The 25,362-nt window shown below is 44.8% G+C and carries 19 protein-coding genes; 11 read left to right on the forward strand and 8 right to left on the reverse strand.

The window, feature by feature from the left end; translation table 11 throughout:
* Positions 1-135: 135 nt before the first annotated feature.
* The gene (locus AACR11_RS05505) at positions 136-1,197 is read left to right on the forward strand and encodes a LacI family DNA-binding transcriptional regulator (protein ID WP_029789437.1); all 1,062 of its coding nucleotides are present in this window, start codon (positions 136-138) and stop codon (positions 1,195-1,197) included.
* Here AACR11_RS05505 and AACR11_RS05510 read toward each other — a convergent pair.
* Positions 1,194-2,654, reverse strand: a complete 1,461-nt coding sequence (locus AACR11_RS05510) for a DUF2867 domain-containing protein (protein ID WP_029789436.1) — start codon at positions 2,652-2,654, stop codon at positions 1,194-1,196. The two genes, AACR11_RS05505 and AACR11_RS05510, sit on opposite strands and share 4 nt — an antisense overlap.
* Before the next feature lie 95 nt (positions 2,655-2,749).
* On the opposite strand from AACR11_RS05510, the gene AACR11_RS05515 reads away from it, so the two are divergent.
* From AACR11_RS05515 to fabV, 8 genes are all read left to right on the forward strand, one after another.
* A complete protein-coding gene (locus AACR11_RS05515; protein ID WP_005450606.1) occupies positions 2,750-4,126 on the forward strand; it encodes an MATE family efflux transporter in 1,377 nt (458 codons plus the stop codon).
* Positions 4,127-4,255: 129 nt separating this feature from the next.
* Entirely contained in the window at positions 4,256-4,927 is a 672-nt protein-coding gene (locus AACR11_RS05520; protein WP_005428554.1) for an ABC transporter ATP-binding protein, read from the forward strand.
* Positions 4,908-7,361: an ABC transporter permease gene (locus AACR11_RS05525; protein WP_009698130.1), complete on the forward strand. Its 2,454-nt coding sequence runs from the start codon at positions 4,908-4,910 to the stop codon at positions 7,359-7,361. The genes AACR11_RS05520 and AACR11_RS05525 overlap by 20 nt, the downstream gene beginning before the upstream one ends.
* The gene (locus tag AACR11_RS05530) at positions 7,361-8,485 is read left to right on the forward strand and encodes a lipocalin-like domain-containing protein (RefSeq protein ID WP_029789434.1); all 1,125 of its coding nucleotides are present in this window, start codon (positions 7,361-7,363) and stop codon (positions 8,483-8,485) included. The genes AACR11_RS05525 and AACR11_RS05530 overlap by 1 nt, the downstream gene beginning before the upstream one ends.
* Positions 8,486-8,816: 331 nt before the next feature.
* Positions 8,817-9,992, forward strand: coding sequence for a Na+/H+ antiporter NhaA (nhaA, locus tag AACR11_RS05535; protein WP_005444559.1), 1,176 nt, complete (start codon positions 8,817-8,819; stop codon positions 9,990-9,992).
* Positions 9,993-10,450: 458 nt separating this feature from the next.
* The gene (locus AACR11_RS05540; RefSeq protein ID WP_079325590.1) at positions 10,451-11,077 is read left to right on the forward strand and encodes a TetR/AcrR family transcriptional regulator; all 627 of its coding nucleotides are present in this window, start codon (positions 10,451-10,453) and stop codon (positions 11,075-11,077) included.
* Positions 11,078-11,145: 68 nt separating this feature from the next.
* Positions 11,146-13,431, forward strand: a complete 2,286-nt coding sequence (locus AACR11_RS05545) for an acyl-CoA dehydrogenase (RefSeq protein ID WP_009698128.1) — start codon at positions 11,146-11,148, stop codon at positions 13,429-13,431.
* Positions 13,432-13,609: 178 nt separating this feature from the next.
* Entirely contained in the window at positions 13,610-14,812 is a 1,203-nt protein-coding gene (gene fabV, locus AACR11_RS05550; RefSeq protein ID WP_005444550.1) for an enoyl-ACP reductase FabV, read from the forward strand.
* Between the two features lie 113 nt (positions 14,813-14,925).
* Here fabV and AACR11_RS05555 read toward each other — a convergent pair whose 3' ends face one another.
* A complete protein-coding gene (locus AACR11_RS05555) occupies positions 14,926-16,608 on the reverse strand; it encodes an aspartate:alanine antiporter (RefSeq protein WP_005444545.1) in 1,683 nt (560 codons plus the stop codon).
* Between the two features lie 181 nt (positions 16,609-16,789).
* Positions 16,790-17,056, reverse strand: coding sequence for a GrxA family glutaredoxin (locus AACR11_RS05560; RefSeq protein WP_005428550.1), 267 nt, complete (start codon positions 17,054-17,056; stop codon positions 16,790-16,792).
* Between the two features lie 360 nt (positions 17,057-17,416).
* On the opposite strand from AACR11_RS05560, the gene AACR11_RS05565 reads away from it, so the two are divergent.
* Positions 17,417-18,655 carry an iron-containing alcohol dehydrogenase gene (locus AACR11_RS05565; protein WP_009702965.1) on the forward strand — a complete coding sequence of 413 codons (1,239 nt, stop codon included), beginning with the start codon at positions 17,417-17,419 and terminating at the stop codon, positions 18,653-18,655.
* Between the two features lie 79 nt (positions 18,656-18,734).
* On the opposite strand, the gene AACR11_RS05570 is transcribed toward AACR11_RS05565, so the two are convergent.
* From AACR11_RS05570 to AACR11_RS05590, 5 genes are all read right to left on the reverse strand, one after another.
* The gene (locus AACR11_RS05570; protein ID WP_005444542.1) at positions 18,735-19,589 is read right to left on the reverse strand and encodes a MurR/RpiR family transcriptional regulator; all 855 of its coding nucleotides are present in this window, start codon (positions 19,587-19,589) and stop codon (positions 18,735-18,737) included.
* Positions 19,590-19,900: 311 nt separating this feature from the next.
* Positions 19,901-21,547, reverse strand: a complete 1,647-nt coding sequence (panP, locus tag AACR11_RS05575; protein ID WP_029789430.1) for a pyridoxal-dependent aspartate 1-decarboxylase PanP — start codon at positions 21,545-21,547, stop codon at positions 19,901-19,903.
* Positions 21,548-21,668: 121 nt separating this feature from the next.
* Positions 21,669-22,181: a hypothetical protein gene (locus tag AACR11_RS05580; RefSeq protein ID WP_005444538.1), complete on the reverse strand. Its 513-nt coding sequence runs from the start codon at positions 22,179-22,181 to the stop codon at positions 21,669-21,671.
* Positions 22,182-22,392: 211 nt separating this feature from the next.
* Positions 22,393-23,298 carry a lysine exporter LysO family protein gene (locus tag AACR11_RS05585; protein WP_005444536.1) on the reverse strand — a complete coding sequence of 302 codons (906 nt, stop codon included), beginning with the start codon at positions 23,296-23,298 and terminating at the stop codon, positions 22,393-22,395.
* Positions 23,299-23,404: 106 nt separating this feature from the next.
* Positions 23,405-24,325: an HDOD domain-containing protein gene (locus AACR11_RS05590; protein WP_079325592.1), complete on the reverse strand. Its 921-nt coding sequence runs from the start codon at positions 24,323-24,325 to the stop codon at positions 23,405-23,407.
* Between the two features lie 370 nt (positions 24,326-24,695).
* Here AACR11_RS05590 and AACR11_RS05595 point away from each other — a divergent pair, with 370 nt between their 5' ends.
* Complete coding sequence (locus tag AACR11_RS05595) at positions 24,696-25,283, forward strand: TfoX/Sxy family DNA transformation protein (RefSeq protein ID WP_005444533.1); 588 nt, start codon at positions 24,696-24,698, stop codon at positions 25,281-25,283.
* Positions 25,284-25,362: the final 79 nt, after the last annotated feature.

Consider the following 25,362-nt stretch of genomic DNA (forward strand, 5'->3'; position numbering starts at 1 on the left):
AGGTTTTAGAGCGTGGTTTTGTGTGCTAGATCTGCTGTTTTCGGGAACATTTTTTCATGTTTTTTACGACATTGTTCACGAGAATATTCGAATGAATTTGGTAGAGTGAACAGCAAATCAGAATAGGAGAACGCAGTGGCAGTTACGTTTAAAGATGTTGCACGGTTAGCAGGTGTCTCGACGCAAACCGTATCGCGCGTAACCAACGGCGCGGATAACGTCGCAGAAGAAACACGAAAGCGAGTTAACGACGCAATCAAAAAGCTTGGATACGTGCCGAACAAAGGGGCACAAATGTTGAGCCGAGCGAAGTCGCGGATCATCGGTATTGTCTCTTTGGATATCTCACTGCACGGTGTGGCTCTTATTGCTAATGGTGTTCGCAACCAAGCGCATGAGATGGATTACGCGACGGCGCTAGCAGTGTTAGGTGACAACTCCATTGAGGAATTCCGAGTTGCAATCCGAGAGCTTATTGCCCAACAAGTTGATGCCATTATTATCAACGCTCCGGTAACCAGAGAGATGGCAGAGACCCTAGTGGAGCAGTTCAGTCAGCTCACGCTGGTTTTTATCGATGTACCCGAGGGGACGCCCGTTAATTCTCTCAGTTGTGATCATAAATCTGGGGCAAATTTGGCGATCTCCCATTTAATTGAGCACAAACGCGAGTCTTTTGTGTGCATTTCTGGACCCAAGGCATCCACGGCTTCTCAGATTCGTTACCAAGAATGGCAGTCACAGATTCAGCAGCATGGACTGATGCAAACGGCATTCTATGAGGGGGACTGGCAAGCTGCCAGTGGCTACAACGCAGTTAAAGACGCCGTGTTAAAAGGTGTACCTTTTGATGCTGTATTGGTGGCGAATGATCAGATGGCGCTTGGCGTGTTATGCGCGCTTTCGGAGGCGGGTATTAATGTACCTAAAACCGTATCTGTGGTTGGGTTTGATGGCATTCAAGATAGCCAATTTTTCTCACCCCCTCTGACAACGATTAAGCAAGATTTCAACGAACTTGGACGAAGGGCGGTCAAGTTAGTGCTGAGTCAGATGGAAAAAGGGCAAGGTGTTGTGTCAGAAGTATTGCCTGTCAGCTTGGTTGAACGACAAAGCACATCAGCAAAGGCGGATACACTTTATGACAAGCAAGAAATACTTGCTCATCTAGAAAATATCCGCCGATTATTGCCTTAACCGTCAGGTTGGACTTTGCTTTGGCTTTCCAGCACTTCTGCTTCTTTGGCGATGGCTTTCACCATTCCTTTAAAGATAAATAGGTGCGCGGGCATCATCGCAAACCAGTAAAGTAAGCCCGGAAAGCCTTGTGGGTGCCACCATGCGGTAATGTCGAACTCACGCTCTTCGCCATCGTCTTTAATCGTGATTTCCAAACGACCAAGTCCCGGTCCTTTCATTCCAAAGAACAGTGAGAGGAACTGGTTCTCTTCACAGCGAATGACTTTCCATGAATCAATGAAGTCACCCACCTTAAGCTCTGGTCCTGGTGGTGAAACTCGAATAGGTTTCCCACCACCAAAGAAGATATCGAGCCACTCGCGGGTTCGCCAAAGGAGATTGGCAAAGTAATAGCCTTTTTCCGGGCTTCCGATCTTTTGCGCGACTTTCCAAAGTGATTCCGCAGAGGCTTTGGTCTTGATGTTAGCTCCCGCTTGTTTTGGATAGTACCCGTAGCCTGGTTGCCAACGTTTGAGTGCTGCAGGCTCAAATCCCCAAACATTACTGCGCACAAAAGTCCCTTCAGTTGCTATGGTGTCTGTAACGGACTGCTCATAGCTGATCAGCTCTTGAGGGAATCGCTCATGAATGGCTTTGGTATCAGCAATGTAATCGTGTTCCAAACCTGCAAGTAGCGCTTTACCAATACTTGCGGGGACAGATGTCACAATAGCTAACCAATACGATGCCATTTTAGGTGTCAGCAGGGGTGTTGACCAAAGTCGGTAAGGTTTCTTAGTGACCTTACAGATTACTTCAAATTGATCGCGATAACTTAGTGTATCTGGACCACCAACTTCATAAATTTCACTTTCTGTTGGTTTGGTTTCTGCCAATTCAAGCAAATAGTGATTGAGGTTGGGTAGGGCGATTGGGTTGGCTTTGGAGTCTACCCATTTAGGTGCAATTAGAATCGGCAGGTTATAGACAAAGTCGCGCATGATCTCGAATGCCGCAGAACCGGGACCGATAATGACGCCAGCTCTAAGTTCAGTAACAGGCACACCGGCTTGGCGAATGATCTTTCCCGTCGCTTTGCGTGCTGCCAAATGTTGAGAGTTGCCAGTTTGAGGCTGAATTGCACTTAAGTAAATAACGTGTTCTACACGACTTTTCTCAAGGGCATTTTTGAAGTTCTCTGCGAGGTTTAATTCGTATTCAACAAAGTCGTGACCTTGCGCCATACCGTGCACAAGGAAGAAAACCAAATCAAAATCATTCACGATTTCGAGCGTCGCTTCTGCTTCGGCGAGGTCTAAATAAGTGAGTGTGAGATTAGGGTGTGGCTGAGTTCGGGATTCTAAATAGTCAATATGACGCGCCGCTGCCGTGACAATGTAACCTTTATCAAGCAGTTGTGGAAGAAGCTGTGAACCAATGTATCCTGAAGCCCCAAGTACCAACACCTTTTTCATTCTGAGTCCTTTTTATTGCTGGTGGATTAGTCACCACTGGGTATAATCATGAGACACTTTTCCCGTTCTATCAATAAGTTGTCGTCGGAGCGAGCATGACTTTTTTCTCACAATTGGTTACTCATGCTGATAAGTCGTTTTTACGTCGACTATTTGCTATCGCATTACCCATTACTTTACAGAGTATGATGTTCTCCAGCCGTGGCTTAGTAGACGTGTTGATGCTTGGTCAGCTGGGCGAGGCAGAAATTGCGGCTGTGGGTGTTGCAGCTAGAGCGACCTTTGTTACTACAATTATGTTGCTTGGCGTAACAACTGGTGGTGCGTTGTTAACGGCGCAATATTGGGGGGCGGGCGATAAAGTGGGGGTGCGCCAGAGTACTTCACTCACTTGGATGATCTCCATGGTATTCGCGGCTTTCACTGTCGTGTTATTTGTGTTGTTCCCCGAGCCCATTATGCGTCTGACAACAGATTCAGAAGAAGTGATTCGTCTTGGTGCCGATTATCTGGTGATCTCATCGGTCAGCATGTTTGCCGTGGCTTGTGTTGCCAGTATGGCGGTGGGTCTACGCGCCATGCATCAACCGGGGTTAAGTACGTTTTTTAGCGGCATCGGCATTCTGTCTAATATTTTTCTTAACTGGGTGCTTATTTTTGGGCAATTTGGCTTTCCTGCGATGGGGATTAAAGGGGCTGCCATTGCGACGGTCATCAGTGGCGCAATTGAAGTAACCTGTTTATTCAGTTATCTGTGGTTTAAAAAGCACATCATTGCTTTTGGCTTGGATGACATTCGTGCCAGCTTAGTGTTGGATAAAATCACCCGTTTCTTAAAACTTTCCCTTCCGACAACATTTAACTTCCTAGCATGGGCGGGCGGCTTGTTTGCTTATCACGCGATTATGGGACAAGCAGGCGTGCAAGGCTTAGCGGCATTGTCAGTAATGACGCCCGTAGAGTCGATTGCTCTTGCTATGATGATTGGTTCATCTAACGCTGCTGCGGTATTGGTGGGTAATCAATTAGGCGCAAAGAACTTTGGTCCGGTTTACTACCAAGCGTGGGCAACCGTGATTCTCAATGTGTTGATAGCTGTTGTTGTCGCGATTTTACTTCTGCTCTCAAACCAACTTATTCTCGATGCCTTTAGTGCTCTAACGCCAGAAACGCGCCACCTAGCTGAACAGTTTATGGTGATTCTTGCGATCGGTGTGGTTCTTCGCTCTGTACCTATGATGGCTATTGTTGGTGTACTTCGTGCTGGTGGGGATGTGAAGTTCTGTTTATACCAAGATCTAATCGCGCAATGGGTGATCAGTATCCCTCTTGCTGCTTTTGGTGCAATTTATCTTGGTTTTGAGCCTCAGTGGGTTTATTTGCTGTTTTTGACCGAAGAAGTGGTGAAGTGGGGAACATGTCTACACCGCATGGCGAGCAAGAAATGGATGAAAAATTTGATCGAAGCTTGAATGGTGTCGCGAGACAAGTTGCATTTGTACTCTGATAGTGTGATCAACTATTCAAAATACTTCCTACCAACAGGATTTTAGTGTAGATTCTGATTCCAATTTTTAAACACCATTTGAGCGGCAAAATCAATGTTAAAACTGTCAGACCTATGTAAAGGCTATGTAGACGGGGGAGAATTTCATCCTGTACTACAAGGGGCAGAATTAACATTACAACAAGGTGAACAAGTTGCATTAATGGGGGAAAGTGGCTCAGGTAAAAGTACCTTACTTAACTTGATAGCTGGTCTTGATACCGCTGATTCTGGCGAGATCCAGTACCCAAGTTTCGCCATGCACAGCGCTCCAGAGCACTTAAGAACTCTATACCGCCGCAACAATATTGGTAATATCTTCCAGCAGTTTAACCTACTTCCTACTTTGAACATCGCTGACAACATCCGTTTTTGTCGCCAATTAAAAGGCTTACCAGAAGATAAAGGCTTGTGGCGTCAAATTCTTTCAGCTCTAGACCTTATGCCGCTTTTAGGTCGTTACCCTGAAGAAGTCTCTGGTGGTCAGCAACAACGTGCAGCGATTGCTCGTGCTTTGTACATGGAACCGAAAATCCTGCTTGCCGATGAGCCAACTGGTAGTTTGGATGAGCGTAATGCTGAAGCGGTAATGCGTTTGCTAACGAGTCTTGCTCGCCAGTTAGAGTGTACTTTGCTGCTGGTGACACACAGTGAAAAAGTGGCAGAACACATGGAAGGTCGAATCCGTCTTCAAGGAGGACAGCTACATGTTATGGCCCGTAGTTAAGGCACTACTCGGTCATTACCGTCGCTATCCACTTCAAATCATTCTTGTTTGGCTTGGTTTAACCCTCGGGGTGTCCCTCCTTGTCGGTGTGACTTCTATTAACCAACACGCTAAACAGAGCTACGAAACCGGTGAGAAACTTTTTTCAAACCCTTTGCCTTACCGTATTCGTACTAAGCATTCTGCTAACAAAATTCCTCAGGGCTTTTATATTCAATTACGTCGCGCTGGTTTCAACCAATGTGCGCCTTTTGATATTCTTCATCTCGATACGAAAGCCGACTTAAGCCTGATGCTAGTAGGCGTTGATCCTGTAGCGCTGTTGCCGCTTCACCAAGGTAAATCACTTAAAGACCTTCCTATGTTGTCTTTAATGAAGCCTCCGTATCCTATCCTTGCTAGCCAAGATCTGGCTGCACACATGCAATGGAATGATGGCGACTTTATTGAGCTCAATGATGGCAGTCGACTTGGACCGCTAAAAGTCGATACGGACAACTTACTCTCTGGCACTCGCCTCGTTACCGATATTTCTCTTCTTCGTATGCTTAAGCGCAGCTCCGGTTTGTCCGCTATTGCTTGTGGTGAAATGTCCGAAGAGAAAATGTTGGCACTAAAAAATATGCTGCCAAACGGTATGACACTGGTGCGTAACAGCCGCTCCGAATTAGAGTCACTGACAAAAGCATTCCACATGAACTTAACGGCGATGGGTATGTTGTCGTTCTTAGTTGGCTTATTCATCTTCTATCAAGCAATGTCGTTGTCTTTTATTCAACGTCAGCGCTTGGTTGGTATCCTCCGTCAAACGGGGGTGAATGGCATGCAATTGGCGCAAGCGCTCATGCTTGAACTGACCATCCTTGTTCTTGTTGCTTGGGCGTGTGGTAACTTCTTTGGTCTTATTTTGGCAAATGAGCTTATCCCTGCTGTCTCTTCAAGCTTGAGCGATCTTTATGACGCAAACGTCGGTTTGACGATTGGCTGGTCATGGGAGTCGAGCCTGTACAGTTTGGCAATGTCAGCGATGGGCGCTTTGATTTCGTGTCTGTGGCCGCTGATTCGCTTGTTAAAGTCACAACCGATTCGACTTTCTTCTCGGTTGTCTCTGATGCGTTTTGCTGGGCGAGAGTTCTCTTGGCAGGCTTTCGCGGCGTGTGCGTTCTGTGTAGCTGCAGTTGCCGTCTATCAAGCGCCAAAAACTCAAGAGTCGGGATTTGCGATTATCGCACTCATGCTGATCAGTGTGGCGTTGTTTATGCCGTTTTTGATGTGGCATATGTTCCAAAGCTTCTCTTACTCACTACGTTGGGTTCGTGTACGTTGGTTCTTTGCCGATGCTGCAGCAAGTATGAGTTATCGTGGTGTAGCAACCATGGCATTTATGCTCGCATTGGCAGCGAACATTGGCGTGGAAACCATGGTGGGCAGCTTCCGTGATACAACGGATAAGTGGCTGAGCCAACGCCTTGCGGCTGATATCTATATTTACCCAACTAATAACTCAGCAGCACGCATGAGTGCTTGGTTAAAAGAGCAACCCGAAGTGGATGCTGTTTGGTGGCGTTGGGAAAAAGATGTCCCTACTGAGCGCGGTGCATTACAAGTGGTGAGCACGGGTTCTTCAGAAGGGGAGTTGGACTCTCTTACGGTGAAACTAGGCGTTCCAAATTACTGGTATCACTTGCACCATTCTAAGAGTTTAATGGTAAGTGAATCCATGGCTTTGAAGCTCGACATTCGCCCTGGCGACTATATCGACCTTCAACCTCCTTTAGGGGGAGGTTGGCAAGTGGTTGGCGTGTACTACGATTATGGCAACCCATATAACCAAATCATGATGTCTCATCGTAATTGGCTGTACGCGTTTGCGGGCTCTGGTAATGTTGGACTTGGTGTTTTGCTGGAAGATAATGTCAATGGCGAAGGCTTGAAGCGTAGATTAGAGAACGTATTCCGTTTGTCCCAAGACCGAGTCTTTGATAACAACAATATCTACAACCAAGCTATGCGTGTGTTTGACCATACCTTTGCTATTGCAGGCACCTTGGGCAACATCACTCTGATCATTGCGGTATTTGGTTTGTTCTTTGCAACACTTGCGGGAGAACTTTCTCGGCAAAGACACTTCTCACTACTGCGGTGTATGGGTGTATCAGGCAAAGAACTAGTCATGTTGGGTGGTTTACAGCTATTTGTCTTCGGTACCATCTCAGCCATCATTGCGGTCCCACTTGGTTTAGCATTGGCACACTTGATCGTTGATATCATCATTAAACAATCATTTGGTTGGTCGCTAGAGTTACAGACGATTCCTTGGGAATACGCTCAAACGATCGCATGGGCAATGTTGGCGATCATGATAGCAGGAGCTTTACCTGTTATCAGGATGATTAAGAGCACACCAATGAAGTCATTGAGGGATGCGCTGTAGTGAAAAACATGAAACTCAAAAAGCTGCTATCTCTTTCTGCATTAGTGTTTGTCGTATTTGTCACCCTCGCGGGCATGACTCTTTATTTTACGTATTGGGCGGAAGCGACAGCAACTGAACAAAGTGAAATCAGCGATGTATTAAAGCGCGAAAGTAAGACTATCTTCGAGCCAGTTCTACCAAATGAGCACGTTTCGCTGCCGCATGATTTCCGTTTTCATCCAGATTACCAACATGAATGGTGGAACTACTTTGCGAAGGTGCAAGACAAGCACGGCAAGGTTTACAACATTCAATGGAGTTATTTCCGCGTTGCTACCGACGAGCGTGATACTCGAGGTTGGCAAAACCCACAATTGTTTATCTCTCATATTGTCGTCAGTTCTGGCTCGCATGTTTGGAAAGAGCAGCGTGTCGCTCGTGGAGGGATTGGGCAGGCGGGCATGACGAATCGTCCTTTCCGTTTATGGATTGACAACTGGACTTGGCGTGCGCTTGGCTCCACACCATTCCCAGGAAATCTTGATGTCTCGACCGATACGTTTGCAATTGACTTAAATACTACAACGAGCGGTCCTTTTGTTGTTAATGGTGACAAAGGGTTCCAAGTTAAACATGCGCTGCAATCTATCGCGTCTTTTAGCTTCAGTGCGCCGTTTCTCAATGTCAAAGGTACCCTTACCCTTAATGGACGTGAAATCCCGGTATCAGGCTCTGGATGGACACAGAAGGAGTGGGGAAGTGGTCTGATTGGCGAAGGGCAGCAAGGTTGGGATTGGTTTGTGTTTAACCTTGATAATGGACGAGCGCTTACAGTGAGTCGTTATCGTCATAATGGTCAGGTTCCTCATTTATTCGGCACACTATCAACGCGTTCTGGCAAGGTGATAAACCTAACAGAAAAAGAGCTGACGATGACGCCACTGCACGTCACTAACTTGTCTAATGGAAGAAGGCTACCGCTTCAGTGGATCATCAATGTCCCCGGGCAAAACATCAATTTAACGACACGGATCATAAAATCGGACATGTGGCTTCCTTTTGTGATTCCATATTGGGAAGGACCGATACTCGCATCGGGTTCCAATGAAGCCTGGGGTTTTATGCAACTCACCGGTTACTAGAAACAACGAAAAAGCCACCCAACAAGGGTGGCTTTTTTGTTACTGAAACACGCAGTTTTCGGTGTAAAACCGCACGTTAATCACGAAAATTAGTCAGATATTATACTAACTTAATAGTAGTCTATGTGAATAGATTGAGCTTATAAGGAGATAGGCAGGTCTTGTAAATAATTATGTTCTTGTTGAAAAATACGATGTTTCGTAAATGAAACCTCGGAAAAATCGAAGTTTAAACTCTAAACAAGCGATTATTCTAAAATTTTCAGCAGCTATACACTCTCATCATTCTTTGTTAATCGTTTATTAAGATAATAAATATAAGGGCGAAACCATGAACGATGTCATTCGTGACTTTTTCAAAATGGAATCCGCAGGCGGTATCCTTCTTGTGATTGCAGCAGCAATCGCTATGACCATTGCAAACTCACCGCTTGGCGAAAGTTATCAAGCAATGCTGCATACTTATGTATTTGGTATGTCAGTGTCTCACTGGATCAACGATGGCCTGATGGCTGTGTTCTTCCTATTAATCGGTCTTGAAGTAAAGCGTGAGCTGCTTGAAGGCGCACTTAAATCAAAAGAAACCGCAATCTTCCCTGCAATTGCAGCGGTAGGTGGTATGTTAGCTCCGGCACTTATCTACGTTGCTTTCAACGCAGGTGATGCAGAAGCGATTTCTGGCTGGGCAATTCCTGCGGCAACAGACATTGCGTTCGCTCTAGGTATCATGGCGCTTCTTGGTAAGCGTGTTCCTATCAGCTTGAAGGTTTTCCTACTTGCGTTGGCGATCATTGATGACCTTGGTGTGGTTGTGATTATTGCGCTGTTCTACACTGGCGACCTATCAACGATGGCATTGATTGTCGGCTTCATCATGACGGGTGTCTTGTTCATGCTGAACGCAAAAGAGGTCACCAAGCTAACACCTTATATGATTGTCGGTGCGATACTATGGTTTGCCGTACTTAAATCTGGTGTTCACGCAACACTTGCAGGTGTGGTTATCGGCTTCGCTATCCCACTTAAAGGCAAGAAGGGCGAGCACTCTCCACTGAAACACATGGAGCACGCACTTCACCCATACGTAGCATTCGGCATTCTTCCTCTGTTTGCTTTTGCAAATGCAGGTATCTCACTAGAAGGCGTATCGATGTCAGGTCTGACTTCAATGTTGCCTCTGGGTATTGCGCTGGGTCTTTTGGTTGGTAAACCACTTGGTATCTTCACATTTAGCTGGGCTGCAGTGAAAATGGGCGTGGCTAAGCTGCCAGAAGGTGTGAACTTTGTACATATTTTCGCTGTGTCCGTGTTGTGTGGTATCGGCTTCACCATGTCGATCTTCATCTCGTCACTTGCGTTTGGCAATGTAAGTCCAGAATTTGATACTTACGCTCGACTAGGTATCCTGATGGGCTCAACGACAGCTGCTGTAATTGGTTACGCACTACTGCACTTCTCCTTGCCAAAGAAAGCGGCTGAAGAAGTCGCAAGCGAGAAAAAAGCGTAAGCTAAGATAGAATAATTTAACGAAAGCCTCCCGACAGGGGGGCTTTTTTGTATCCGAGGATCGGTGAAGTTTGTTCAACGTAATACAAGGTTAAGTGAAGGCGGCAAACTCAAATGACAGACGAAAAAAAGCCCAGACGAAAAATTGTCTGGGCGGATACAAACATAGGAGTTAATAAGAAAAAGCAGCAATGTAGCAACTAGATAGAAACAAGTTTGACGGCCTGTGAAACTTTAAATGCCCTAGTTGTTACAGTAATTCAGACCGAGACAATTCCAAACAGTTCCATTTTTTTTAGAATTTTTTTTCACAAAACAATATTCGCTTTAAATTCATTCCTTTAAGTTCGCACTTCTTTTATCTGGTCAGACCAATGCTTGAAAGTGTGATGTTAATCATTTGTTAATCTCAGGTTTCGGGAGTATATTTCAAACAGTTGTTTAATACGAGTGATTGAAATGGCCCCGAGAAGTACAACTAAAGAAAAAATACTCGATGTAGCAGAAGGACTATTTGCAGAATACGGCTTCAATGACACATCACTACGAACCATTACTGGTAAGGCGAATGTCAACCTAGCTTCGGTTAACTACCACTTTGGCGATAAGAAAACGCTGGTGAGGGCAGTATTAGACCGATACCTAGAAGCGCTAATGCCAAATATTAAGACGTCTTTGATCGAGTTAAACACGCGCGATGATTACAACATGGATGAAGTGTTTGAATCGCTACGTTTGCCTCTAAGAGCACTGAATGATGTGCGTCCGAATGGTACTGCGTTATTTATGTTGCTAATTGGTCGTGGATATACCGATGTCCAAGGTCATTTACGTTGGTTTATTAGTACAAGATATGAGGAAGTGCAGAAGCTGTTTATGTTTTCCATCATGAAAGCAAATTCGGAATTGACGGAAGAACAGTTGTTCTGGCGATTGCACTTCACACTAGGCACTTGTGTTTTCACTATGGCATCAAGCCAAGCGTTAACCGAGATTGCAGAAAGTAAGTTTGAAAAAGAGGTCGATGCAAAGTCTGTCGTTGATCTTCTGATTCCATACTTGTCGGCAGGTATGTCAGCCAAGTAAACGAAATTAAATCAATAATAAAATAAGTTAAAGCCGCGAGCGGTGACGTGAACAAAAGGATCTGAACTATGAGCTCTCTACGAAGAAAATGGATTAGTGACCCGGCATTCAAAATGTTTAAGAAAGTACTGCCTCCATTGTCGAGCACGGAAAAAGAAGCGATGGAAGCGGGTAGCGTATGGTGGGATGCTGAGCTGTTCTCAGGCAAACCTAACTTTACGACGTTACATCATTATCCAAAACCTGCGCTTTCTTCTGAAGAACAAGCTTTCATGGACAATGAACTCGAAACATTGCTTGAAATGCTTGATGACCAAAAGATCGTTAAGGAAGACAGAGATCTTTCGCCTGAAGTATGGGAATACTTGCGCAAAGAGCGTTTCTTCTCGTTAATCATTTCAAAAGAGTATGGCGGTCGTGAGTTCTCAGCACTGGCTAACTCGACCATCGTTTCTCGCATCGCAACACGTAGTATCAGTGCTGCGGTATCAGTGATGGTTCCAAACTCTCTGGGGCCTGGTGAGTTGCTGTCTCACTATGGTACTCAAGAACAGAAAGATTATTGGTTGCCTCGTTTAGCAGATGGTACGGACATTCCGTGTTTCGCCCTTACAGGTCCAGAAGCGGGCTCTGATGCCGGTGGCATTCCAGATCAAGGCGTAGTGTGTTACGGAACTCACGAAGGTGAAGAAGTTCTTGGTATCCGTGTTAGCTGGAATAAGCGTTATATCACTCTAGCGCCAGTAGCAACAGTTCTTGGGTTGGCATTTAAGCTTCAAGATCCTGATGGTCTACTTGGCGACAAAAAAGACGTGGGCATTACTTGTGCACTTATCCCAGCAGATCATGAAGGTGTGGAGATCGGTGAGCGTCACGACCCACTAGGCTCTGCATTCATGAACGGTCCAACACGCGGTAATGATGTATTCATTCCAATGGAATGGTTGATTGGTGGTTCCGAATACGCAGGTAAAGGCTGGCGTATGTTGGTGGAATGTCTATCGGCTGGTCGTGGTATCTCTCTTCCTGCACTTGGCACCGCGATTGGTCACCTTACAACGCGTACAACCGGTGCTTATGCATATGTTCGTAAGCAGTTTGGTATGTCGATTGGTAAGTTTGAAGGTGTGGCAGAAGCGATGGGTCGCATTGGTGGTTTAACTTACCTGTTGGAAGCGACACGAACGCTGACAACCACTTCTCTGGATATGAAGGAGAAGCCGGGCATCGTGACCGCAATTGCCAAATACCACATGACCGAAATGGCTCGTACTATCCTGAACGATTCTTTCGATATTCATGCAGGACGTGCAATTCAAGATGGCCCAATGAATTACCTAGCTAAGCACTATTTGGGTATTCCCGTTGCGATTACCGTTGAAGGTGCAAACATCCTGACTCGCAACTTGATGATCTTCGGTCAAGGTGCGACACGTTGTCATCCATATGTTTTGAAAGAAATGGAAGCAGCAGCAAACCCAGATGTAAAAGAAGGCGCAAAAGAGTTTGACGAATTGTTGTTCAAACATATTAAACATGCGATGGGTAATACTTTTGGTGCTCTTGGCGCGGCATTGACAGGTTCTCGCTTTGTTAAAGCGCACATGAGCGGTCCTACGCAGCAATACTATAAAGACATCACGCGCTTAAGCCGCGCACTTGCAGTGAGCGCAGACTTTGCAATGTTAACTCTAGGTGGCGATCTGAAGCGTAAAGAAATGATCTCTGCACGCCTTGGTGATGGTTTGAGTTACTTGTACATGGCGTCCGCTGCACTTAAGAAGTACGAAGATGAAGGTCGTCAACAAGGTGATTTGAACTTTGTGCACTATGCCGTTCAGCACTGTTTGTACAATGCATCGAAGTCGCTTAATGAAGCGTATTCAAACTTCCCAGTGAAATACGTCGGTGGCGTTCTGAAAGGTCTGTTGTTCCCATTGGGTAATCACTTCAAAGCTCCAAGCGATGAGCTCTGTGTGAGCCTTGCTGAGGCAATGATGACGCCTGGAGCTCAACGTGACCGAATGACGAGCTTATGCTACATCGGTCAATCAGAGGATGATAGCGTAGGGCTCATGGAACGAGCGTTCCTTGCGATGTACGACGTGAAGCCTCTTGAACGCAAACTGATGAAAGCAGCGAAAGATGGCAAGGTAGCGCGTAAAGGTTTATTGCATGACCGCCTGCAACAAGCATTCGAAGCGGACGTACTTACTGAGCAAGAAATTGATCAAATTATGGCAGCAGACAAACTGCGCTATAAAGCGATTCAAGTCGACCATTTTAGCCACGACTTTTCAGAAGTTCGTACTAATGCACCAAGCAAAAAATCGCATTTGAACTCGGCAGCGTAATACGACCGCGCATAAAATAAGAAAAGCACCTCAATTGAGGTGCTTTTTCGTGTTTGAGCCTATAGCTTTTTTGTTGAGTGCTCCAACCACTTGCATTTTCGCAGCATTTTTACAGAAATTAGGTGCGAAGTAGGGCTGAACCTTTTATCCTAGCAACGTTTTTTAAAGGAAGTTGAATATGATCATCAAACCTAGAATTCGTGGATTTATCTGTACTACTACGCACCCAGTGGGTTGTGAAGCTAACGTAAAAGAACAAATTGCTTACACTAAAGCGCAAGGTCCAATTAAAAACGCGCCAAAACGCGTTCTTGTTGTGGGTGCATCAAGTGGCTATGGTCTATCTTCTCGTATCGCTGCGGCATTTGGTGGCGGCGCTTCAACTATTGGTGTTTTCTTCGAAAAAGAAGGCACAGAGAAGAAGCCAGGTACAGCAGGTTTTTACAACGCGGCTGCTTTCGAGAAGCTAGCTCGTGAAGAAGGTCTGTACGCGAAAAGCCTAAACGGCGACGCTTTCTCAAATGAAGCAAAACAGAAAACAATCGATCTGATCAAAGAAGACCTTGGTCAGGTGGATATGGTGGTTTACTCACTGGCTTCTCCAGTACGTAAAATGCCAGAAACGGGTGAACTGATCCGTTCAGCACTTAAGCCTATCGGTGAAACTTACACGTCGACTGCTGTTGATACCAACAAAGACGTAATCATCGAAGCAAGCGTAGAGCCTGCTACTGAGCAAGAAATCCAAGACACAGTAACCGTAATGGGCGGTGAAGACTGGGAACTATGGATTAATGCACTATCAGAAGCTGGCGTTCTAGCAGATGGCTGCAAAACTGTGGCGTACAGCTACATCGGTACAGAGCTTACTTGGCCGATCTACTGGGATGGTGCTCTAGGTAAAGCGAAAATGGACCTAGACCGCGCAGCAGCAGCACTTAACGAGAAACTATCAACAACTGGCGGTAGCGCAAACGTAGCGGTACTTAAGTCTGTTGTGACTCAAGCAAGTTCTGCAATTCCTGTCATGCCTCTTTACATCGCGATGGTGTTCAAGAAAATGCGCGAAGAAGGCGTACACGAAGGTTGTATGGAGCAAATCTTCCGTATGTTCAGCCAACGTCTTTACAAAGAAGACGGCAGCGCAGCAGAAGTAGATGAAGTAAACCGTCTGCGTCTGGATGACTGGGAACTACGTGAAGATATCCAGCAACACTGCCGAGATCTATGGCCACAAATTACCTCTGAAAACCTAAAAGAGCTGACTGACTACGTTGAGTACAAAGAAGAGTTCTTGAAGCTATTCGGCTTTGGTGTTGACGGTGTGGATTACGAAGCAGACGTTAACCCAGCAGTAGAAACAGATTTCACTCAAATCTAATCGTTTCTAACGGTATTAAAAAGGCGCTCATTGAGCGCCTTTTTTGTGTCTTGAATCTCTGTGCTGAAAAATGAGCGCTGCTTGAACACACCTGAAAAGCGCGCTCAAAGAGATTAACTCAAAATAATCAGAATCGTACCGGCTAAAGTCATTAAGATATTGGCAATCGCGTAGGTACCTGCGTAGCCAAGGGCTGGAATAGTCGACTTCGCGTATTCGTTCACTACGTCCATTGCTGGTGCACACGTACGAGCACCGATGATGGCACCAAAGAGTAGAGCACGGTTCATCTTAAGTACGTAAGCGCCAACTAGGTACGCGAGCACGACAGGCACAACACTAACGATAAATGCCAAACCGATGATTTGTGGACCCACTTGAGTTAAGTGTTCAAACATCTTGCCACCGGCGCTTAAGCCGATGCCAACCATAAAGAACATTAAACCTAAGTCTTTGACCATATTCAATGCCCCTTGCGGTACATAACCGAAAGTAGGGTGGTTCGCTCGTAGGAAGCCCAGCGTGATGCCTGAAAGCAACAGGCCAACTGCGTTACCTAGGCTGAATGACACTTGACCAAACGTCATGGTCACCAAACCAAACATAATACCTAGAATGAAGAAGCTACAGAATGCGAGCAAGTCTGCCATCTGGCTGTGGATCGAGATGAAACCGATTTTCTCAGCGAGACCATGAACACGACTCTTCTCTCCACTTACTTGGAGCACATCACCTTTGGCTAGAACAATGTCCAAGTCCATTGGCATTTCAATTTGAGCACGCACTACGCGGTTCAAGAAACAGCCGAATTCCGATAGATTCAAATCAGATAGGCGCTTGCCAGCAATTGCATCACTTTTAACCACGATCTCTTCTTCGACGATTCGAAGGTCCAGCAAGTTACGGTCGAATACTTCTTTACCGTTGCGAAAGCTTGGATCAAGACGTGCATGGCTATCTGGGAAGCCTACCAATGCGATTTCGTCACCTTCTTGTAGGATTGCATCACCGTCTGGGTGAGCAAGGATACCATTACGGCGAATACGCTCTATGTAGCAGCCTGTTTGGCGGTAAATGCCCAATTCGCGAAGGTTCTTACCATCTGTCCAGTCAATTAGCTCAGGACCAACGCGGTACGCGCGGATGATTGGTAAGTAGACCTTACGTTGGCTAGAGTTACCCAATCCACGTTCTTGCGCAATTTGCTGAGCTGAATCGGATAGATTCTGCTTTTGCAGTTTTGGCAACAGTTTGGCGAACATGATCATACTGATCAAACCCACCAAATAAGCCATCGCATAACCAACCGATAGATTTTCTAATACCAAAGAAAAATCCATGTTTCGTGGGATGGTTGCAAGACCAGAATTCAACGCATCTTGTGCGCCCACCAATACAGGCGTAGCGGTAAGAGCGCCGGCCATCATACCCGCAGATAAACCAAAATCGAGTCCCATGTAATGGCTACAGAAATAGGTTAACCCTACCGCTGAGACTAATACGGTCATGCTCAAAATAAAATAATGTTTACCGTCGCGGAAAAATATGCCGAAAAAGTTTGGACCAGCTTCAATACCTACACAGTAGATAAATAGCATAAAGCCGATGGTTAGGGCTTCTGCGTTAAAGGAGAAACCAAGATGACCCATAACAAGAGAAGTAATGAGGACGCCTATGGAGTTACCTAACTGTAGGTTCCCAAAGCGAATTTTACCAATGGCAAGACCAATTGCTAATACGACGAAGATTAGAAGAATAGGGTTTTGTTCAAGAAGGTGTACGACGTCTATGTTCACTGTGTGGCTCGGTAAAGTGTGTGCCAAATAAAAGATTAAGAATTGCGAATTGTAACTAAATATAGCAAAAAGATAAGTGAATTTTTTTAGGTTTTACTATTACTTGACGTAAGGGAATAACAAATTGAATAAACAATAAAAAAGCCGCTAATAGCGGCTTTTAAAAATTCAGTAATTTGGATTACTCGTCGAATAGACCTAGGTGCTCTTTTGCGTAAGCTTCAAAATCATCACAACCACCAATGTGTGTTTGGTCGATGAAGATTTGAGGAACAGTTTCTACTGGCTTACCAACTGTTTTCTCTAGGTCAGCTTTAGAAATACCTTCAGCGTGGATGTCTACGTAACGGTAGTTGAAGTCATCACGTTTTGCTTTAAGTGTTTCTGCGTGCTCTTTCGCGCGAACACAGAATGGGCAAGCTGGGCGACCAAAGATAACTACGAACATAATCTTATTTCTCCTAAAATCTATTCTTTGTGAAAGCACAACTAGACTTCATGTCGGTACATGCTTTCGTTTCTTGAGACAACTATGCCCGATCCAGATACGGAAATAAAGCAGCATTTACCTCTTGTCTCGATAGGCGAAATCTATCGTATAAAAACTAAACACGCACTAAGCTTAAAGCCATGAAAAGTCACTTTTTAGAATGATTCTTAACCGCAAAAGCACATGACGTAAGTATGTGAAGTGACGCATAAAAACATACTTTTTGAAGGGTTAATGGCGGCAAGGTGCACTTGGTCAACTTTTTTTGGTGGAAAGCATAGCACTCTAGTGTGAGTTGTTGTTTTGGGGAGGAAGTGTATGTTTCAGTTTATGACTGCGACACGGATTATCTTCGGCGAGGGAGCACTCCAATCTTCGCTGTCTGTAATCAATCAATTTGGCTACAGCGTTTTACTGGTGACTGGTAAAGATACGCAACGTGCTACACCTATCATTAATTATCTAAAAGCGCAGAACATGCGTTATCAGCACGTTGCCATCAATGGTGAACCTAATATCACAATGGTAGAAGAAACCGCAGTGCTTGGACGTAAGTTCCAACCTGATATGGTTATCGCGATTGGAGGGGGTAGTGTCATTGACATGGGCAAAGCGCTTGCGGCGATCATACCTAACCAAGGTGACGTCTATGACTACGTCGAAGTCGTTGGAAGAAACGTGCCTTTGAAAACCAAGCCGATTCATTTTATCGCTATTCCTACGACAGCAAGCACAGGGTCAGAGGTAACCAGAAATGCTGTGCTTAAATCGGGGCAAGACCAAGTGAAAGTTAGCTTAAGAAGCCCGGAAATGCTCGCAGACGTTGCGATTGTTGATCCAACCTTAACCTATGGTACTGATCAGTATACCTCTGGTCGTGGCGCGATGGATGCGTTTACTCACCTTATGGAAGCCTACGTTTGTGGTGATCCAAATCCTCTTACCGATATGGTGTGTGAAGAAGGTTTACGTCGCTTAAGCCGCTCAGTAATTGCAGGGTGTAAACAAGACAGTCACAAAGCCAGATCAGACCTTTCTTTTGCGGCACTTTTAGGCGGAATGGCAATCACAAATGCCAAGCTCGGCGCTGCGCATGGTTTAGCTTCCGCATTGGGAGGCAAGCTTGATGCGCCGCATAGTGTGATTACTGCACGTCTGGCTCCGCATGTGATGCAAGAGAATATCAATGCGGCAAAGCAAGCAGGACGAAGTGATGTGATCAGTCGTTATAAGCGTTTAGCGCAATTAGTGACGGACCGAACTAATGCCAATGAGCACGATGGCGTGCTTTGGGTGAAAATGGTGTTAGATAAGCTAGCGCTACCTCAGTTAGGTAAGTTTGGAGTATGCCAAACTTCTTTTGAGCAAGTTGCGGATGATGCTTTGAAGTCAGTAGCAATCAAAGGCAACCCCTTACCCCTTACGCAGGATCGGTTGGTGTACATTCTTCGTCAAGTTTGTGATTGTAGCGATGCGTGTGTAGGAGAGAGTTCGCATCACGTAAGTTCAGTAGAAGTGCTGGAGTCTCGCTCAGATCTATCGGATGTGAATCAATAGAAATACGACCTGAACAGATACGAAAAGGGGAGCTACTTAGCTCCCCTTTCTATTTTTTATTACAGACTAAGTCGATTCGTTAGTATTGACTTAGCTTATCGTAGCGGCTGTCTTTCAATGCGTCTTTTACTCGCTTTAGGTTTTCACGGAAGCCAGTACCACGGCGCAGCGTGAAGCCTGTTGCTAGGACATCGATAACCGTCATTTGTACTACGCGACTTGCCATTGGCATATACACGTCGGTATCTTCTGGCACGTCTAGTGTAATAGCCAGTGAACTCGCTTTCTCTAGTGGTGAGTCCTTTGCTGTGATTGCAATAACGGTTGCACCGTTTTCACGTGCAAGGTTCGCAATCTCAACTTGGCTCTTAGTACGACCCGTGTGAGAAATCAGAACGATAACGTCATTGTCACTACAGTTAATGCAGCTCATGCGTTGCATTACGATATCTTCAAAACAAGTAATAGGAATGTTGAAGCGGATAAACTTGTTTTGAGCGTCGCGTGCGACAGAAGAAGAAGCACCTAGACCGAAGAATGAGATGCGCTTCGCTTGAGTCAGGAGATCAACTGCACGATTAACTTGCATCGCATCAAGGCTGTTTTTTGCGACATCTAAACACGCCATTGTCGATTCGAAAATCTTGTGCGTGTAGGCATCAGGACCATCGTCTTCTTCCACATTACGGTTAACGTAAGGTGTACCATTGGCAAGGCTTTGCGCAAGGTGAAGTTTAAAATCTGGGAAACCTTTGGTATCCAGACGACGACAGAAACGGTTAACAGTAGGCTCACTCACGTCAGCCATTTTAGCTAACGTTGCAATGCTTGAATGAATTGCAGTTTGTGGAGACGCCATAATCACTTCCGCAACTTTGCGCTCTGACTTACTGAAATTCTCCAGATTTTTTTGAATTTTTTCTAATGTATTCATAGTGTTCACGAGGGTATAGAGAACAACTCGCTGGCTCTGCTAACGAATGGAAACCCAAAGGCTTCTCGGTCTAGAGGGGCGTTAACGAAAACTACCAGCGCCATAAACTCAGTATAAACCCGATCCTCAATCTGGCTAAACCAAATACGGTTACTATTTCGTGAGAATTTGACAAGCCTCAAACAAAATGTTGTAAAAACTACAGAATTGGATGTGGGATCGATGGTTTGTTGCTCTAGTGGCACAATAATGATGATTGAGTTACATCAAAAAGAAAGAAATTTTCAATTTGATGTAACTCACATTGGCGCTTAAGAATTGAGAATGTCGTCGACAGTTTCTTCAATTTTTGCCATTAAGCTTGGGGCTTGTTGAGCAATTTCGCGCTGCTCGTCCAATACTGCACTTAGAATGTCATTGGTCGTCAATGGGTTCGCTAACACAACACGGAATACAATGGTGTTCATGCGTTGCCATTGGTCTGGGTTCAGTCGAGTACGTGACACAAAGGACTTACCTGTTTCACGCTGGCGCTTTTGGATAAACTGAGTCAGTTGGTTGAGTAACTCATTCAGTTTCTCTTTCTGCGTACCTTGTGCTTTCTCTAATGCTGCGCGCATATTGGTTGGCAAATAACGGTAAGTCAGCAGACAAAGCTCAGGCTCAGACACTAACTCAAAGTCCTCTTGCTCGTTAATAAGATCAGCGAAGTAGCGCGCTTTGGCGATACTCTGGTCAATCAGCAGTTCATAACCAGGTCGGCTAATGATATGCATTGCCGCGTAAACCAACATCGCCATACCGGAGCGAGAGCCTTCAAGGGTGTGGCTACCTAGGTCTTTTGAGCCCTTACGCAAAATGTATTGTGCGTGGTGCTCGATAGACTTCATCGCATCTGGGTCTTTAAACAGAACCATACCTGCACCCATAGGGATGTAGAGTTGTTTATGCGCGTCAATCGTCACAGAATCTGCAAGTTCGACCCCACCAAGTAGGTGACGATGATTGTTCGACATCAGTGTCGCACCACCCCATGCTGCATCCACATGGAAGTGACAATCGTGTTCAGCACACACTTCAGCGATTTGAGGAAGCGGGTCAACGCTACCGGTTTCTGTCGTACCAGCAACACCAACCACTGCAATAGGCTTGATACTTTGCGACTCAAGTTCCGCAATTTTTGCTTTCAAGTCATCAACGATAATGCGGTTGTTTGCGTCTGTTTTGACGGCAACTAATCCTTCTTGACCAAGCCCAAGTACGTCGGCAGCTTTCTTCAGTGAGTAATGCCCACGCTCAGAAACCAGAATTGCGAGTCCTTCATAGCCATAATGTTTCATGGCTTTGAACAGACCTTCTTTTTCTACACCTTTGAATGCGCCATCTGCTCTTAGTGCTTTATTGCGAGCAACCCAAAGCGCAGTAATGTTCGCGATGGTACCGCCAGAACAAAATGCACCGAGAGAGTGCTTCGCGCTGTGCATCCACTTACGGTAGAACTTGTCGTCCTGACCATAAATAAGGCGATGCAGCATACCAAGTACTTGGCGTTCAAGTGGTGTGAATGCTTTCGAAGTTTCAATCTTTACCAAGTTTTGGTTCAAGGCGATCATGATCTTCGACAGCGGCATTAAGAAATACGGCAGGGCAGAAGTCATGTGACCAATAAAGCTTGGCGCAGAGGTATGAACCGAGTGAGATACCAAGGTATCTAGTAGGTGCTCGGTATGGTCTGACACGAACTCTGGTTGCTCAGGAATCTGAGCAGAAGAAAAGTCTTTCTCAATTTCACGTAAAGGCTTTTCTTCTGCCACGATGTGTTCACGAAGAAATTTGTTCAAGTTCTGGGAGAGACTCTCGTCGATTTTGGTCAACGTAGAATCTGGACCTTCAGGAATTGTGAAGATCTTTAACAAGCTCTCGAAGCTAACGTCAGCGGTTTTTTGTTCCTTAACCATAGCAAAGAATCTTTGTAGTTATTTTGGTAATGCGAGCGGCACAATCTAAACCAAAACGGGCGCAAAGTCCCGTTTTAATTATTGAAACCCATGTTGCTGAAATGAAATTCTAGGGCGAGGTTTATTCACACTTCTGCTTTTCAATCTTAGCAATTGATTGATTGTACTTATTAAGCGCAGAATCGATCTGTTTTGGGTGGCTCAATAAGTCAGCAAATGCAGAACGTAGGTCATAGTTCTTAGGATGGTTCGCCGATTGACGATCACTAAACGTTTTTTGTGCAGCTTGACCGAGCTCATCACTGCGTGTTGCAAGCTGCTTCACATCGTGTTGTTCTAGCTTGAGCCACGCTTCAACAGGTTGCTCTGTAGCAACACGGCTAGGATCATTTTTCAGGAAGTAATGTACCGCTTCACGGTTTAATTCAAAGTGGTGTTGTCGGCCTTCTAAGAACCATTGACTTACTTCTTTCAAATCTGGGTATTGAGTAACGGTTAGGTCTACAAGGTCTTGATACCACTGTAAAGAGGCGTCTATATAACCGTCGTATTTGTTTGCAAGACATTGCTGGTCAGCAGCAAAGGTAAAAGTTGAGCTTGTAGCGAGGAGCGCTGCAACGACAAAGCGTTTCATTGTTATTCCTTTTTGGTTGAATTCCCTTTGTAACCCCAATAGGCACTATGCCTTGCCTGTCACTGATTACCGATCCAAGAGTTTAAAAATCAAAGGGCTCGATAACTAAGCGGTAATCCAGAAAATTCTCTTTGAATTGAGCATTTTGAGGTTACGTGGGTATTTGAATTTTTGCCGTATTGTAATGGATGTTAATGAATATTCCTGAGATCTAGCTAGCAAGAGACACAAAGAAAAGCATCATGACAGGCACCAATAAGCTCAAAATAAAACCACTTACGATTGCGACAGGCACACATCGAACACCCCCAGTTGTCTGGATGACTGGCAGGGTAAAGTCCATTGCTGTTGCTCCTGCGTAACCAATGGCTGTTGAAGGGTAGGTGCGAATAAACAATGGAATAGCAACTAATGCGACCAACTCACGCATCAATTCAATCAAGAAGGAAGCGCCGCCAAAAATGGGACCAAATGCATCACCCATCAAGATGCCAGCTAACGAATACCAACCAAAGCCAGAAGACATTGCCAGCGCTTGGTAGAGTGGTAAATCCAAGATCACTGAGGCAATTGCACCACCGAGCATACAAGTTGCAATAATGACTGTCGCAATCGCCATGCCTTGTTTGTTCAACAGAATCTGCTTAAGGGTTAAGCCGCTATTACGCAATTGAATGCCAATAAAGAACAGTAGAAGAAATAAAATCCATTCGCTCGCTGTATCCACCCAAGAAAGACCAATTGGCAAGATCAAACCGGCAATCAAACCACCACCAACGACGACAACAAGCTTGATTGATTCTAATGCCATAGAAGACAGTGGGAGTTTTTTCTGGTTTTGGTCGGTTTGCAAAGGAAGCAGTTTATCGACTAGCGGCAAGGCAAGTAGGTTACAAGCGCCCAAACAGACGAAGAAAGTACCAGCGTAAAGCAAGATGGTTTGCAAGTTGCTGCCGAGGTTGTCGAGTGCAGCAAGGCTTAAACCCATCAAGGAGAGAATGACGTAAATCAGGTATGAGGTCGACTTGTTGATTTTTTCAAGTACCGACGCCTGAGAAATTGGAATTAAGTAGCCCACCACCAATGGGGCAAAGATAAATAGCATCCCTGAGAACATAAAACTCAATGATTCCTTTATGAGGTAAGCAAAATACGTAGCCACGCATAAACAGCTCAGAATACTATCTGATGCTTAGCGTGGCTTAAAATGAAGTATTGAGAGATTAAAGACCGCTTGCGCTTAGAACTTCTTTAATTTCACAATGGAAGTCAGTATCACTCATATTGCTCAACTCGTACAAGATTTCTGCACCCGTTAAATTGAATTCCACTTCATGATCTTCAATGCGTTCATCTTGGTTACGGAACATTAATAAGTGGTTTGCGATACGAGCAATATCTAGGTAGCTGACTTCTGGGCGCGATGCTTCATATTTTTCATTCGATGAAACCTCACGGAAAACATTGTCAAAACCCCACTTCTCCAATACTAATTTGCTTGTCGCAGAACAGCGCGTTTGGAATATTTGTAGTGCAATATCTGCATCTAAGTAATTACCACGATCAAGATATAAGTGGTATTCGTTGATGAGACAGAACAGACCAATATCCGCCAACAAACCTACTAATAGCGCTTTTTCTTGCTCTAGGTGACCGTATGTCGCTGGTTCATGCTTACGGAACTCTTGTACAACCAATACCATAGTTGCGCCTAGCTCACGAGAAACCGCGGCACTTTTCACCAATATACTATTGCAGTCTTTAGAAAGGTTGACCGAATGCTTTAACTGTTCAATTGCTTGAGCTGTGACGATATCCCTCACTCGTAAAATGCCTAAGCGAGATACCGCTGTTGTTAGGTCATTACAGGTAATATTACGGCGATTAAAAATCACGGAATTCGCGACGCGAACCACAACCGCAGCAAGACTAGGATCTTCTAGTAACGCATTTGCGACGTCGGAAATCGTGGTGTTTTCTTCTGTGCAGAGTTGCTGGATTTTAAGTACGACATCAGGGATAGGAGGAAGGGAGATTTTCCCGGTAGAAATTGATTGTTCTACTAGGTGAGCGAACTCAGATTCGAGTGCTTTTATAAGCTTATCTTTATTATTTGGTAGCCAAAAAAATGATAGATGTTCCATTATGACGTTGTGCTAGAGAGCTTTCGTACAGTGTACCTCCACACTATGTTGCTTATCAATTAAATACCTATTTCACGTTCGCAATTGCCGCATTTATCACCATGATGTTTGATTTTTGGCAGTTGCTGTGTCAAAAAAACATCGCTTAAGGATGAGTAAATGTGAAACTAATCACGTATGTGGAATTTGTAGTTCGGCAACTGTGACATAGATCCTAACTTATTTTTCAACGTTAAGTATGATTAAGACAGTTGGTGAGCGCAATTCACAAAAATATCGCCAACATATCGACAATTTATAATTCGCTATAAGCTGCTGTTCATCTGGTGACATCGCTAATCGGGGTAATTTATTCCAATTACAGAGGTCAATGGACATGACAGACCAAGCTTTTTTTAACTATGTAAGCAATTTTAGTGAGTACCAAAAACGTTCAATGTTTGGCGGGATTGGTTTATTCAGCAACGACGCAATGTTCGCACTAGTAAGTAACGACTGTTGTTATTTACGTGGTGGTAACGGGTTAGATGAAGAATTTACTCAACTAAACTGTGAAAAATATAAGCACGTCAAAAAACAAACGACGGCAACCGTTAACTACTATGATGTAACCGATCTATTTGACTCAGGTTTTGCGGGTCTAGACGCGTTGTTACAAAAATCGATTGAATGTTCTATTAAGGAACGTAAATACCAAAAGTCTTCAGCCAGTAGACGTTTGCGTGACCTACCAAATATGCAGTTGACGCTAGAGCGTATGGTCAAAAAAGCAGGTATTGATGACGTAGAAACGTTTTTGGAACTAGGACCAGTAGAAGTATTTAATAAAGTAAGAGTGACATACGGTAGTGATGTTGATGTGAAGCTTCTATGGAAGTTTGCTGGCGCCACTGATGGTATTCACTGGAAGCTGCTCCAAGAACCACGCAAGAAACAACTGCTGGCAATGTGTGAATAAATCGCTTTAGTTTCACGATGATTGACTCGTTTAGGATGAAGTTAGCGAGTCATAAAAGGTGAGTGTTGAAAGCGACAAA

The organism is Vibrio sp. L85 (assembly GCF_963871815.1).
GTDB classification, from domain to species: Bacteria; Pseudomonadota; Gammaproteobacteria; order Enterobacterales; family Vibrionaceae; genus Vibrio; species Vibrio harveyi.

What these genes read in the sequence shown, in the direction of transcription:
- AACR11_RS05510 (WP_029789436.1), bottom strand. Translation starts at nt 2,654, where the DNA reads ATGAAAAAGGTGTTGGTACTTGGGGCTTCAGGATACATTGGTTCACAG.
- AACR11_RS05565 (WP_009702965.1), top strand. Translation starts at nt 17,417, where the DNA reads ATGTTTCAGTTTATGACTGCGACACGGATTATCTTCGGCGAGGGAGCA.
- AACR11_RS05590 (WP_079325592.1), bottom strand. Translation starts at nt 24,325, where the DNA reads ATGGAACATCTATCATTTTTTTGGCTACCAAATAATAAAGATAAGCTT.
- AACR11_RS05580 (WP_005444538.1), bottom strand. Translation starts at nt 22,181, where the DNA reads ATGAAACGCTTTGTCGTTGCAGCGCTCCTCGCTACAAGCTCAACTTTT.
- AACR11_RS05540 (WP_079325590.1), top strand. Translation starts at nt 10,451, where the DNA reads ATGGCCCCGAGAAGTACAACTAAAGAAAAAATACTCGATGTAGCAGAA.
- AACR11_RS05520 (WP_005428554.1), top strand. Translation starts at nt 4,256, where the DNA reads ATGTTAAAACTGTCAGACCTATGTAAAGGCTATGTAGACGGGGGAGAA.
- nhaA (WP_005444559.1), top strand. Translation starts at nt 8,817, where the DNA reads ATGAACGATGTCATTCGTGACTTTTTCAAAATGGAATCCGCAGGCGGT.
- AACR11_RS05545 (WP_009698128.1), top strand. Translation starts at nt 11,146, where the DNA reads ATGAGCTCTCTACGAAGAAAATGGATTAGTGACCCGGCATTCAAAATG.
- AACR11_RS05560 (WP_005428550.1), bottom strand. Translation starts at nt 17,056, where the DNA reads ATGTTCGTAGTTATCTTTGGTCGCCCAGCTTGCCCATTCTGTGTTCGC.
- AACR11_RS05595 (WP_005444533.1), top strand. Translation starts at nt 24,696, where the DNA reads ATGGACATGACAGACCAAGCTTTTTTTAACTATGTAAGCAATTTTAGT.
- AACR11_RS05585 (WP_005444536.1), bottom strand. Translation starts at nt 23,298, where the DNA reads ATGTTCTCAGGGATGCTATTTATCTTTGCCCCATTGGTGGTGGGCTAC.
- panP (WP_029789430.1), bottom strand. Translation starts at nt 21,547, where the DNA reads ATGGTTAAGGAACAAAAAACCGCTGACGTTAGCTTCGAGAGCTTGTTA.
- AACR11_RS05525 (WP_009698130.1), top strand. Translation starts at nt 4,908, where the DNA reads ATGTTATGGCCCGTAGTTAAGGCACTACTCGGTCATTACCGTCGCTAT.
- fabV (WP_005444550.1), top strand. Translation starts at nt 13,610, where the DNA reads ATGATCATCAAACCTAGAATTCGTGGATTTATCTGTACTACTACGCAC.
- AACR11_RS05570 (WP_005444542.1), bottom strand. Translation starts at nt 19,589, where the DNA reads ATGAATACATTAGAAAAAATTCAAAAAAATCTGGAGAATTTCAGTAAG.
- AACR11_RS05515 (WP_005450606.1), top strand. Translation starts at nt 2,750, where the DNA reads ATGACTTTTTTCTCACAATTGGTTACTCATGCTGATAAGTCGTTTTTA.